Consider the following 13,065-nt stretch of genomic DNA (forward strand, 5'->3'; position numbering starts at 1 on the left):
GTTAGTCGGCAAACGCGTCGGCTTGCGACCGGTAGAGCCTCGCGTAGCGGCCGTCGCGGTCGAGCAGCTCGCGGTGTGTGCCGAGCTCCGCGACGCCGCCGTCGGCCAGCACCACGACGCGGTCGGCCGATCTGACCGTGGAGAAGCGGTGGGTGACCAGGATGGTGATCATGCCGTTCGCGCCGTCGGTGGCCCTGGCCATGCTGTCGAACAGGGCGTCCTCGGTGAACGCGTCCAGGCTCGCCGTCGGTTCGTCGAAGAACCGCACCAACGGGTTCGTGCGCATGAGTCCACGGGCCAGGGCGAGTCGTTGCCATTGGCCGGTGGACAGGTCGGTGCCGCCCCACGACGTGCCGAGCTGGGCGTCCTGCTCCAGCACGTCGGCGTTGGACCGGGTGATGGCGGTGCGGACACGTCCGGTGTCGTCGAGGTGAGGCAGGTCGCCGACGCCCACCGCTTGCTGGAGGGTGAACTCGAAGCGGGCGAAGTCCTGGAACGCCGCCGCGAGCCGTTCGCGCCAGGCTTCGACGTCGAGGTCGGCGATGTCCACGCCGTCGACCGTGATCCGGCCTTCGGTGGGTTCGTACATCCTGGTCAGGAGCTTGACCAGGGTGGTCTTGCCGGCGCCGTTCTCGCCGACCACGGCCAGCACGCCGCCGGCCGGGATGGTCAGATCGACGTTGCGCAGCACCCACTTCTGCGTGCCGGGGTAGCGGAACGACACGTTCTCCAGCCGGATGCCGTCGACGATCTGCTCCGGCGCGGGCAGGCTGCCGGTGGCGGCACGGGCGTTGTCGACGAGCCAGAGGAAACGGCTGACCGTGTGCAGGGTGCGGCCGAAGCCGGTGACGGCCTGGATCGGCCAGATCACGGCGGTCTGCACCTGCTGGCTGAGGTAGATCGCCAGCACCACGTCGCCGGGCGCCGACTGCCCCTGGATCGCCTGGTACAGCACGAAACCGACGGCAACGATCACGCCGATCACGTACAGGACCTGCTGGGCGAGCGAGGCCAGCGCGACCTTGCGTTCGGCGTGCTCGACGGGCCGGCGTTGTTCGTTCCACAGCGCGTCGATGCGGCGTTCGAGGTTGTCCGCCAGCCCGAACAGGCGGATCTCGACGGCGGCGTCCCGGTCCTGGGCGATCGTGCGCAGGTGGCGGGCAGTGCGGCCGGGCAGCGCGGAACTGTCTTCCGCCGTTGCGCGCCAGCGTTGTTGAGCCTTGGTGATCAGCAGGGCGGGCAACGCGAGCAGCACCAGCGCGAGCATCGCGGGGTGCGCGATCACCAGCAGGATCAGCACGGTCAGGCCCGCGCAGATCGCCTTGACCGTCACGGCCAGGGCGCTCATCGAGTTGCCCAGCTGGCCCTGGCGTTGCCGCAACAGCTCCAGCTGGTCCTGGTACTCGGCGCGTTCGAAGTGTTCCAGGGTCGGGAGTTCGGCGGACAGGCGGGCGATTTCAGTGTCGAACGCGTGCGCGACCTTCTCCCCCAGCACCATCCGCCACTGGCTGGCGGACAGGTCGAGCTGCCAGCCGAGCCCGGCGCCGAGCACGAGCGCCGCGACGCCGATGACCACCTGGCGGGTGTCCTGCTGGATCACGCCGTTGGTGAGCATCGCCAGCCACAGACCGGACATCAGCACGAGAGTGTTGCCGAACGGCTCGGCGATCATCGCGAGTGTGAGCCTGCGGTCGACCCGCCACGCGGTCGCGATCAGGACGCGGATCTCACGCATGGCTCCACTCCTTCCCAGCGATGTCTTCTGCGAACCGGTCTGCCTGCAATGAATACATCGCGGCGTATCGACCGTTGGCGGCCATCAGTTCGGTGTGGGTGCCGTCCTCGACGATCCGTCCGTCGGCCACGACCACGATCCGGCCGGCGTGCCGGACGGACGCGAGCCGGTGCGAGACCAGGATCGTGGTGATGTCGCCGGCCAGTTCGCTGAAGCGGGCGAAGAGTTCTTCCTCCGCCAGCACGTCGAGGTTGGCGCTCGGCTCGTCCATGATCAGGGTGTCGGCCCCGCTCTCGACCGCCAGCAACGCCCTGGCCAGCGCGACCTTCTGCCACTGGCCGCCGGAGAGGTCGCGGCCGTTCGGGTGCGACGAGGACAGGACCGTGTCCCAGCCGTGCGGGAGGTCGTCGAGCAGGCCGAGGCCGCCCGCACGTTCCAGCGCCCGGTGGACGTCTCCTTCGCCGAACCCGATGTTGTCCTTCAACGAGAGCTCGAAGCGGGTGAACCGTTGCACGATGGCGCTGACCTTGCCCGGCATCGCGATCTCGCCCTTTTGCGGCTGGTAGATGCCGCACAGCAGGTTGACCAGCGTGCTCTTGCCCGCGCCGTTCTCGCCGACGATCGCCAGCGACTGTCCTTTGGGGACGATCAGGTCGACACCGGCGAGCACCGGCTCGTCGCGTCCGGGGTAGGTGAAGTGGACGTCCTTGAGCTGGATCGTGTTCGCGGTGTGTTTGGGCGTTTCCGCGCTGGTGAGACGGCGTGCGAGAGACAGAGCGAGGGCGGTGACCTTGCGTGCCCTGGCCAGCGGGATCTCTGCGCCGAACACGTAACCGAGAGCGCTCGTCGACAGCACCGCCTGGGCGTACACGACGATTTCCGCCGGTGTACTGGTGGTTTGGGCGATCGCGGTGAGGACCAGCAGGTGCGCGAGCAACACTCCGCCGGTCGCGGCGAAGACCGTGCGCATGCCGAGCTTGCGGCCCGCCCACACGACTTCCAGCGCCGCCAGGTAGGAGTCGCGGTACAGCGGGACGAGCCAGCCGGCCAGCCCGAACACCCGGATCTCCTTGGCGGCAGGGCTGTCCACGGCAAGGCCGCGCAGGTAGCGGGCGCGGCGCATCGCGGTCTCGCCCTGTTGGGCGCCGAGGTTCATGCCGTGGTCGAGCCACTTCCGCACACCGAAGCTCAGGCCGCGCCAGCCGAGGAACATGACGATCGGCGCCCACCACGCGAACGTCGCCAGCACAACGGCCGCGCCGATGCCGGTTGCCCGTTGGCGCAACAGCTCCCTGAGGGCGGTCACCGTGCCCACGAAGCCGTCGACGCGCTCGAACTCCGCCAGCGCGCCGAGTTCGCCGCTGGTTTCCGGGTCTGCGAGGTGGGCGACCGCGGTGCGCAGCGTCGCTTTGGCGACCGTTTCGTGGATGGTGCGGGCGAATCGGCCGTCGAGCACGGCGGCTTGGTGGTCGAGGACCGCCGAGAGCACGGTGCCGGTGAGGAGTGAGGCGCCGAACAGGGCGAGTCCGAGTGCGGCTTGCGCCGGGTTGTTCGGCAGGCCGGACACGAGGACGCCGGAGGCGGCGATGGCGGCCGCGGGGGCGAGGCCTTGCAGCACGGCCAGCACGCAGAACAGGGTGAACCGCCACCGGCCCGCCTGCCAGAGCAACGTGGCGATCCCGGCACCCCGCAGGCGGTCCACCACCGCACCCGCCCACCACGACGACGTCCTCACACCAGCACCTCCGCGAAGTGGTCCACCACTGCCGTCGTCCAGGAGCCGAAGTCGGCTGGTTCGTGGCCGTTGCCGGTCTGTTCCAGGTAGCGGTCGGCTCCCAGGCGCTCGGCGAACCGCCGCGACTGCTCGACCGGGACCCTGTCGTCGCCCTTGCTGTGCCCCATCAGCAGGCGTGGCGCGGTGAACGGCCGGTTGATCGGGCTGCGCTCCCGCAACTGTTCCGAGTCGTCGGCGAGCGTGCCGAGTTCGGTGCGCAGCCACTGCTTGTGCAGGCCCGTCGCGGATTCCAGCAGCAGCGGCAGGTCGGTGACCGGAGCCCACACCGCTACCGCGTCGACGAGTTCGGCGGCCGCGGCGAGTAGAGCCAGGTAAGCGCCGTAGCTCTGGCCGTACAGGCAGATCGGCCGGTCGCGGCGCAGCTCACGGAGCCTGGCGGTGACCGCGGCCACGTCGGCGCCACCCCAGTCGCCGACCACGACGTCGCGGAACTCGGTGCCGTAGCCCGAGCTGCCGGGGTAGTTCATGCCGATGACCGTCCAGCCCGCACGGACCAGGGCGGCGATCATCGGTTCGTGGATCTGCCGGAGCTGGCTGCGCGGGCCGCCGTGCAGGTGCAGGACGACGCCCTGGTGGCCGCTGGTTTCCGGTTCGTAGAGCCATTCCGGGGACTGCGCGGAGTTCTGGTGCTGCCAGCGGACGGCGATCTCCTCGCGCTGCTGGCCCGGTAGCGGCCGCATCTGTCCACTGTGGATCTCCCAGTGGACGAGCGCGGGTGAGGCCGCCGGTGACTGGTGGCGGCCGAGGAGGTGGCGTTCGTCGGCGGTGAAAGTGAGGTCGGTGGCGATGCCGTGGTCGGGGACGGGCGTGCCGACGACCTCGCCGTCGCGGTCCAGCACCTGGTAGGAGTAGCGGTGGTCGGTCCAGGCCGTGGTCAGCAGGAGGCCGGACGGGGAGACCGCGACGCCCGCGCTGCCGGGTGCGAACCAGCGCACGTCGAGGTTCTGCAGATCGAGCACGCCCGGCACTTCGCCCGCACCCGTGAGCGCGATCAGAGGTCCGTCACCCGCGGCCGACACGGCCTCGACCTCGACGATCTGTTCGCTGCCCGTGTCGTTGTAGTGCACCACCACGACCTTGCGGTCCCGCGTGAGCACCAAGGTCTGGCCGTCCCACGCGGCCACGGACGACACGCCTTCGGTGGCGTCTAGGACCTGGTAGGTGCCGGCCGACGGGCGATGCACGCACAGCACCGGGCGGCCGTTGCGCACGACCGCTACCAGGGCTTCCTCGCCGTTGTAGCGCAAGGTGCGGCCGACCACCGGATGCGTCGACGTCAGCATCCGGCGGTCGGTGTCGAGGAGGCCGAGCTCGCCGCGGCGGCGCAGCGCGACCAGGTTCGGCGCGGCCCAGCCGACGAGGTGCCAGTCGCCGGCCGGGATCCAGTCGATCTCGGCCAGGTCGGTGCCGCCGTCCGGACCGACCTGGGCCAGGCCGACCTCGCCAGGTCGTGTGACGACCAGGCGGTCGCGGTGGAGGGAGAACTCGGCGATGGTCATGCCGCGGCCAGCAGTTGGCGCAACACGTGGAGATCACCGGCGACGACGGCGTGCGCGGCGCGTTCCCGGGTCAGCGGTTCGATGAGCGTTGACGGTTGTTCGCCGAGGTTGCGCAGGATGGTGTCGACGACCTCGGGTGCCCCGCGCCGCATCCGGCTGACCGCCGCGAGGTACCAGCGCGCTGCTTCGTCCGTCGCGCCCGCTGCCAGCCGGTTGTCGGCGAGGCGGAAGCACACCGCGGACACGGCCTTCTCGCTCGCCTGGTTCGTGTCACCCGCCTGGTCGAACAGGTCCAGCAGCCGCGCGGCGACGGCCTCTGCTTCGGACGCCTCCCCCGCGTCCAGCAGCACGCGCACCAGGTCGGCGGCGACATAGGTGGCGTTGGCGACGTCGTTGGCGGCCGCCCACGCCTGGCGGTACAGGCCGACGGCTTCCGGCGTGCCCCGGCGGAGCTTGGCGAGGTTGGTGAGGAGCTGGACCCGTTGGTCGGCAACGGTGTCGTGGCCCTCCAACAGCGACAGCGCGGTTCGCATGCTCGTCACCGCGCCGTCCAGATCGCGGTCCCGGTACAGGGCCAGAGCGGCACCGTTGAACGACGCGGCGACCTGGGTGACCGGCACGTCCAGCTCGCGGGCGTGCTCGAAGCACCGCGCAGCCGACGTGCGCACAGCCGGGTCGGGGTCCTTGGCGAGGAGCTGCCCGAGGCTGTAGGCGAGCATCGCCCGTGACGTCGGCTCGACGTCCTGCTTCGCCGCCTGAGCGAGCAGCAGGTCGGCGAGCGGACCGGACACCCGTTCGCGGTCGGCGACCAGCGCGGCCAGGTAGGCGCTCGCCGTGGCGGAGTTGGGAGCGAGCCGGTAGAGGTTGCCCGCGTACCGCGCCAGCACGCGTCCCTGACCTGCGGCTTCGGCGGCGGCACCGGCGGTGAACGCCTTGAGCGCCAACGCCGGGTCGGTGAGCATGGCGGCGGTGGACAGCGGCGGCGCCTCGGAACCGGCCACGACCTCGGCCGCCAGTTCGGGCGTGGTCGGCAGCTCTCGGTGGACCGGGGTGGCGTAGGTGCGCAGACCGTCCCTTGTGGACGTGACGGCGTGGACGAGCGAGTCGTCCCACCCGCGCCTGGCCTGCCAGCGCTGGAACTCGGCCTCCGGCACCGCACCGCCGGCCAGGCGCAGCATCGCCAGGATCTCGTCGCCGTCTGAAGGCACGGCGGCGCGGACGTGCCTGAGCACGGTGATCGACTGTCCTTCCCCGCGCACCAGCCGCATCCGGCACTCCTGGAGGAACCGCACGTCGTCACGCGTCGGCGCGCCGAACAGTTCCACCACCACCACAGCCCGTGATCCGCCCTCGGCCAGCCACTTCCGCACGTTGCCGACTTCGGCACGCAGCCGCGCTTCGCGTTCGTCGTGGCAGCGCAACAACGCGGTGGTGATGTCGCTGTGGTCGGCGGGCCCGCGCAACCACAGCGGACGACCGGCGCCCAGGTAGTACCGCACCGCGCTGTGTCGCGCGCGCAAGTCGGCCAGCACACCGGGAATCCGCGCGGACTCCACCGACAGCACCGTCACGCTCATGACGTCACCCGGCTCGCTTTGAGGGTCGCGCGGTCCTGCACGAAGCCGATCGACCGGTACAGCCTGCGCGCGGTGAAGTTGTCCGCCATGACGTTGAGCCGGCAGTCCGCGTACCCCGCCTCCGCCAGCCCGAGCATGCTTCGCACCAGCAACGCCTTGCCCAGCCCCGCACCCCGTTCGGCACCGTCGACCACGAGGTGCCCGATCAGCGGCACACCGCGGTCCTCCGTCACGGCGATCGCGCCGCGCGTGGTGCCGTCCGCGGCGATCCGCAGACTGGCTTCCGGCACCAACGGCCCGTACTGGCCGGATTGGAGCTCTTCGAACACGCTGAGGTCGTGCGGCTCGCCCGGCAGGTCGTCGCCGAACGGCTCGAACCCGTACCCGATGGGCAGCACGCGTTCGAACGACGCGATCATCTCGCCGTCCAGCCGCAACCACATCGGCACGATCCGGCCGCAGTCGGTGCCGCCGACGTCCCAGAACTCCGGGTGCACCACGACGACGTCGTCAATCCCCTGCTCCTTGAGGTACGCGAGCGCCCGCGCCAGGTGTTCGACCACGGCCGGGTCGTCGCGCTGCGGCAGGCACTCGGTGACGTACCAAAGGCCTTGGGCCGGTCGCACCACGCACGAGAACACGGTCTCGCCCTTGCGGGACGCCACCACCCGGCGGTTCGGGCCCCAGTCCACGACCATCTCGTGGACCAGGAGATCGGTGAGGGTCACGGTCGCTCCTCGAGTCGCAGGGTCAGTGGTGAACGGGCGATGTGTCCCGCGAGCCGAAGCCGGAACGCGTGCACGCCGGTGTAGCCGCGCATGTAGTCGGGCCGTGGCGCGCCGATCCCCTCAGGCGCCCACTTGACGGCGAACCCGTCCCGGAACCGCAGCGCGTCGAGCTTGCGTCCGATGTGGACAGCGCCGTCGTGGAACTCCTCGCCGTACTTGGGATCTGCGGCGAGGTCCAGCAGGAAGTCACCATCACCGGCCAGGCCGTGGCACCGGCACACGCTCCCGAACGGCCGTGCGGTCGTGATCGCCCGGCCCGCTTTCGCTGCCGCGTTGTGAAACTCGTCGTCGTTCGTGTGCTGCGCCAAGGTGTGCATCAGGATGCCGACACCTGCGGCGCCGTTGCACCAGTGCGACCAGACGGTGTCCTGGCCTGGTTTGTGCGGCCACGACAGGCCCTGCGCCGCCGGGACAGCGGCGTTGAGGAGTGCACGGCCGGTGGCGATGGCGAGGTCGATCGCAACGGGGTCGTCGACGGCAAGCCCGGCGTGCAGCAGGAAGTACGCGACGCCCGCGCTGCCGTGCGCGAAGCCGTGGAAGGAGGAGCCGTTGTTCGGCCAGGCCGGTTGGCCGTCCTGGGTGGACACCCCGCTGAGGATCTTGCCGATGATGGCCTTGACCTCGTTCTTGCCTTCGCCGGTGGCGCGCAGGAGCGCGATCCTGGCCAGTCCTGCGCCGGCCCAGCCGTGCGTGACGTCCGAGCCGTGGACGTCGATCGCGGCGAGCGCGTCGGCGAACCTGAGTGCTTCGCGGCGCCACAGGCCGGGTTCGTGTCCGGCGGCGGCGAGGTCGGTCATCAGCCACGGGAGCGAGCCGAGGCCGAAGTACAGGCCGGGAGGGGTCTGGCCAGGGACGACCGGGTGGTTCTCCAGGGTCCAGGTCAGGAGGGTGTCGGTGTGCTTGAGCCAGGCGTTGTCGCCGGTGGCCTCCGCGAGGTCGAGGTAGTAACGGGCGATGCCGGCCGTGCCCGCCATGAAGGAGGCAGGGTGCATCGAGCCGGGTGCCCAGCGCTGGGGCCACGGCCAGGGGTGACGGTCCCACTCGACGAGCTTGACCAGCTCCTCCCCCGCGGCGACCGCTTCCTCGAAACTGTCGGACCTGCTTGAGATGATGGGAGTGGGGGCCTCGCGCACCCCCCGGAGGGGGCCAGGGTGAATCGATTCCGGGCCTTCACCCAGCCGGGTGTGGATGCCGTCCAACTCACCGATGTCGAGGCCCGCCGGGGCGAACGCCTCCAGCACCGCGGGCAGGTGCTCGGCGTAGCGCACGTTCCGGCCCAGGTACGGGTCGATGCCCGTCAGCAGGTAGTGATCGATCGCCGCGAGCGCGTACTCCGTGTCCCCCGCCCAAGGCGCGGACTCCGGCACATATCCGGGCGTGTGCGCGACGAACGGCGGCTCCGGCGAATCCACCAGCCCGGCGTGCTCAAGATCGATCACCGCGAGCCGCGGCCCGTCCACCATGATGTTGTTGGGCGTCAGGTCGAGCAGCCGGATCCCGCGTGCCTCGACCTCCCGGACCAGCCGACGCACCCCGTCCCGCAACGCCAGCAGGTCAGGCACCGAGACCGAGGCGCGGTAGTTCAGCCGTTCGACCTCGGCACGCAAGGTCCGCCCAGGCAGGAACTCCTGCACCAGGTAGGCGTTGTCCTCCTGGTGGAAGAACGCGAGCGCCTCAGGAGCCAGCCCGGTCCCGCTCAACGCCCGCAGCATCTGCCACTCGTTGCGCAGCGCCGTACGTGAGTCACGGCCGAGCCGGTCAGGCGTGGTCCCGATCCGCGCTTCCTTCAGCACGGCCGGCGCACCCCGGTGCAGAACCCGGAACACGCCACCCTTCACCGACTGGCGCAGCACCCCCTGGACGACGATCTCGCGGCCGAACAGCCCGGTCCCCGGCCGCGACCGGAACACCCGAGACCGCACCGGCACCAGGTCGTCGACCCAGTCCGGCGCGGCGACACCGGGAGCACGCTTGTCCTCGACGCGACGGCCGGAAGGATCGACCAGCACGTGCCGGAGACTCTGCTCGACCGGGTCGAACACGCTCTGCGCGGAGAAAGCGCCGTACCGAAGGTAGACGTTGGAATGCGGGCGGAAGCGGCGGTCGGACGGCACCACGGGCGCGTCGAACTCGCGCGTCACCGCGTCCAGTTCGGCGGCCAGGCCTTCGACGTCGCCATCGGGGTAGATCGTGATGAACTTGCCGGACTGGGTGAGCGGCGAGGGCGGTGAGCTGAGGTCCATCAGCTTGTCGATGGACCGCGCGGCCTTCCAGCGCAAGGCGTGCGGGACCACGACGGCGGCGACTCGGCGCAGGACCTCCGCGGCGTGCGGAGGCGAGGCGCTGACGTGGATCTTCCAGCCCTGCCGGCGCAGCGGGCGGTCGGCCACCGGGTCGAAGTGCCACCAGAACGGCTCGCCGCGCACGGTGTAGGTGCCGGCGCACGCGGCGGCGATCTCTCCTGCCCCGCGCCGGATCGGGTCGGTTGCGACGCGTCGTCGCATGGAACTCACCTGCCTAAGAGGGACTTGCCGCGGGCCGCCGGAAGGCGGCCCGCGGCATCACCGGAGATCCGGTCAGTTCTGGCTCGAGGTCCAGGAGCAGAGCGTGCAGAGGGAGTTGTCCTCCATCAGCAGCGCGTCGTCCTCGAAGCCCATGGTCAGCAGGTCGTTCGCGTCCACGATCTTCTCCATGTGAATGCACCTCCGTGTTGTTGGTGTTGCGGACCTCGTTGCGGCCCGAGAGAAATCTCCCGTCTGGGGGCCCGAATCTCATCCGTGGCGGCCACCACCATTCCGTCGTCGCAGGTGCGGGGCGTTGCGACGGCCGCGCCGAACGGGTTGCGCTCAAGTGGTTCGCGAGCGGGGTGCGGGAGGATGCGTAGTGGCGCGTACGTACGCCGGTGCCAATGGTGGTGTTCTCCACGCATGACCGGCCCGCGCCGCCCTGGCACGCTTCGTCTCATGGAGATCGCCTGCCGCGCCACACCCGCTCCCACGGACGTGTTCGCGCACGTCGTGGCCCCGTGGGTGAACGCGACGAGCGCCCGTCTGCACCACGAGCTCGCCGCGTTGCCCGAGACCGCGGTTGATCCGGAAGCCTTGATCGCCTCCTGCGCCGAGCGCCTCACCACCCGGCTCACCCGGCTCGCGGCGCCGGTTCTCGTCCATGAACTCGCACGGGCCACGCTCACGGGCGACGACGAGCGCGAGCGGTTCGCGGACTTCCTCACCCACGACCACTTCGAGCGCTATCCAGTGCTGGTCCGGGAACTGGACCGGGAACGCGACACCGCGGCGAAGACGATCACGGAGATCGCCACCCGGTACGCCGCGGACCAGGACCGGTTGACCGGCACGCTGCTCGACGCCCAGTCGGTGCTCATCGCCGTTCAACCTGGAGGTGACCGCCACCGGGGAGGGCGCGCCACCACGATCCTGGAGCTGGCCGACGGGCAACGCGTGGTCTACAAGCCGCGCGGTGTCGACGCCCACCTGGCGCTGGCCCACGTGGTCGAGCTGGTGAACGACCTGGTGGACCTCGGTCTCGCCACGGTCAAGTCGCTGACAGCGGACGAGTACGGCTGGACCGAGCACGTCGAGCCGGCGCCGCTGCCGGGCGGCGACGCCGTCGCGTACTTCCACCGGCTCGGCGGGTTGCTCGCGGTGCTGCACCTGCTGCGGGCCACCGACATGCACCACCAGAACGTGATCACGCGTGCCGACCAGCCGCTGCTGATCGACGTGGAAACCCTTTTCCAGGCGCAGCTTCCCGGCGAACGGCCCGATCCCGCCACCGTCGCGCTCGGCCGTTCGGTCGCACGCACCGGCATCCTTCCCGCGGTCGCCGGGCGGCACGGGCTCGTCGACATTTCCGCGGTCGGCGGTGACGCGGGCCAGGAAACCTCAGGCGCCACAACCGAATGGCTCGACGCCGGCACCGACCGGATGCGCGCGGTGCTCAGGCCGGAGGTCCTGCCGGGCGCCGCGAACCGCCCGACGTGGCAGGGCCGTCCGGTCGAGGCCGCCGACCACGCGGACGCCGTGCTGGCCGGGTTCCGGCTGACCTACGACGCGATCACCTTCCACCGCGCGGAGTTCGCCGGTGTGCTCGCCGCATGCGCCTCCGTGCCGGTCCGGGTGGTGCCGCGCCCGACGGCCCAGTACGTCGGACTGATCACCGCCACTCGGGGTCCGGAGTTCATGCGGGACCCCGGCATTCGGCTCAACGCGCTCACCGCGGCCTGCGCCACGGACTTCCTGCCCGGCCTGGCCGAACTCGAGGCCGCCGAACTCGACACTGGCGATGTTCCGCTGTTCACCACTCGCGCGGACGGCCACGATCTGGAGTCCTCGAAGGGAAAGCTCGGCGGAGTGCTCGCCACGTCCGGCTTGGAGGACGCGCTGGCGTGCCTCGCCGCGTTCGACGACTTCGACCGCGAAGACCAGGAATGGGTGATCGCCGCGGCACTGGCCACCCGCCGGGTCGCGGTGACGGGCGCCGGTCCCGGCCAGGTCGGGCAGCACGCGGTCGGCACGGACGAGGTGCTGTCCGCCGCCTGCGCGATCGCCGACCGGATCGTCACGACCAGCTACGGCTCCGGCCGGATGAACTGGATCGGCCTGGAGCCGGTCGGCGACACCCGGTGGCTGGTGCTGCCGATGGGTGCCGGGCTCGCGCACGGCTACACCGGCGTGGCGCTGTTCCTCGCCCAGCTCGGCCGGATCAGCGACGTCTGCCGCTACACCGACGTGGCCCGCCGTGCGCTGGCGGCGGTGCCGGACCTGCTGGGAATGTTGCGCGGCAACAACGACCTGATCGCCGCGGTCGGCTCGGGCGGGCTGACCGGGTTCGCCGGAATCGGTTACGCGCTCGCGAGGATCGCGAAGCTGCTGGACGACGACGAGGTCGCCCGGTGGGCCCGCACGACCGTGCGGCTGGCCGCGACGGCAGCCGAGTTCGAACCCGAACACGGTCTGGCGGCGGCGATGCGGGCGGTGGACGCGGAAATCGGCTGCGGGGACGCACGCGAGCTGGCCGAGCGGTATCCGGACGGACCGGCAGGTCCGGCCCAGTGGTGCCAGCACGACGCTTCCGAATGGACGGACGACGACTTGTCCTTGTGCCACGGGGAACTCGGCCATGCGGACGTGTCGATGAGCGGCTGGTCCGCCGCGACCCGGCACCGCCGAACGGGCGATGTGCTGGCTGTGCTGCGCCGGGAAGGTCCTCGCTGCGTCACCCCCGACCGCGTGCCGACCCCGGGGCTCCTCACCGGACTCGCCGGGCTCGGGATCGGGTTGCTGCGCCTGGGATTCCCGGAGCAGACGCCGTCGGTCCTGCTTTTCGAAGCCGGAAACTGATCTTCCCGCGTTTGCGGGAAACACGAAGAAACCGTTACTCACCAACAGGAGATGCAATGAGATTCTCGGAGACCCACGACCAGTCCGCCTCGACCCGCGCCACCACCAGGAAGATCGGCCTGCGGATCGCCGCGCTGACCGGGGTCGTCCTCTCCGCGGGTGCCATCGCCGCAGCTCCGGCCGTCGCCACCGCGCCCAACGCGGACGTCGTGCTCGACTCGGTCGTGTCCGTCAACGGCGGTGGCAACGGTTCCACGTGCTGTCGTCCGGGCGAAAACTGACTCCCGGTATCTGACCGCATGTCAGCA

General features: G+C 70.7%; 8 protein-coding genes. 2 read left to right on the forward strand and 6 right to left on the reverse strand.

Features of this window, described 5'->3' with window-relative positions:
- Window position 1: 1 nt before the first annotated feature.
- From SK803_RS10115 to SK803_RS10140, 6 genes are read right to left on the reverse strand one after another with little or no spacing between them, the layout of a single operon-like run.
- Window positions 2-1,735 (reverse strand): ABC transporter ATP-binding protein, encoded by a 1,734-nt coding sequence (locus tag SK803_RS10115; RefSeq protein ID WP_319965571.1) that lies wholly within the window; start codon window positions 1,733-1,735, stop codon window positions 2-4.
- A complete protein-coding gene (locus tag SK803_RS10120; protein ID WP_319965572.1) occupies window positions 1,728-3,470 on the reverse strand; it encodes an ABC transporter ATP-binding protein in 1,743 nt (580 codons plus the stop codon). The genes SK803_RS10115 and SK803_RS10120 overlap by 8 nt, the downstream gene beginning before the upstream one ends.
- Window positions 3,467-5,029: an alpha/beta fold hydrolase gene (locus tag SK803_RS10125; RefSeq protein WP_319965573.1), complete on the reverse strand. Its 1,563-nt coding sequence runs from the start codon at window positions 5,027-5,029 to the stop codon at window positions 3,467-3,469. The genes SK803_RS10120 and SK803_RS10125 overlap by 4 nt, the downstream gene beginning before the upstream one ends.
- Window positions 5,026-6,606 carry a hypothetical protein gene (locus SK803_RS10130; protein WP_319965574.1) on the reverse strand — a complete coding sequence of 527 codons (1,581 nt, stop codon included), beginning with the start codon at window positions 6,604-6,606 and terminating at the stop codon, window positions 5,026-5,028. The genes SK803_RS10125 and SK803_RS10130 overlap by 4 nt, the downstream gene beginning before the upstream one ends.
- Window positions 6,603-7,334: a GNAT family N-acetyltransferase gene (locus tag SK803_RS10135; RefSeq protein WP_319965575.1), complete on the reverse strand. Its 732-nt coding sequence runs from the start codon at window positions 7,332-7,334 to the stop codon at window positions 6,603-6,605. The genes SK803_RS10130 and SK803_RS10135 overlap by 4 nt, the downstream gene beginning before the upstream one ends.
- Window positions 7,331-9,898 (reverse strand): class III lanthionine synthetase LanKC N-terminal domain-containing protein, encoded by a 2,568-nt coding sequence (locus SK803_RS10140; RefSeq protein WP_319965576.1) that lies wholly within the window; start codon window positions 9,896-9,898, stop codon window positions 7,331-7,333. Before SK803_RS10140 ends, SK803_RS10135 begins: the two co-directional genes overlap by 4 nt.
- 459 nt (window positions 9,899-10,357) lie before the next feature.
- On the opposite strand from SK803_RS10140, the gene SK803_RS10145 reads away from it, so the two are divergent.
- Window positions 10,358-12,757, forward strand: a complete 2,400-nt coding sequence (locus tag SK803_RS10145; RefSeq protein WP_319965577.1) for a type 2 lanthipeptide synthetase LanM family protein — start codon at window positions 10,358-10,360, stop codon at window positions 12,755-12,757.
- A gap of 56 nt (window positions 12,758-12,813) precedes the next feature.
- Window positions 12,814-13,038 carry a hypothetical protein gene (locus tag SK803_RS10150; protein WP_319965578.1) on the forward strand — a complete coding sequence of 75 codons (225 nt, stop codon included), beginning with the start codon at window positions 12,814-12,816 and terminating at the stop codon, window positions 13,036-13,038.
- Window positions 13,039-13,065 lie beyond the last annotated feature (27 nt).

Source organism: Lentzea miocenica (genome assembly GCF_033949945.1).
GTDB lineage: Bacteria > Actinomycetota > Actinomycetes > Mycobacteriales > Pseudonocardiaceae > Lentzea > Lentzea miocenica.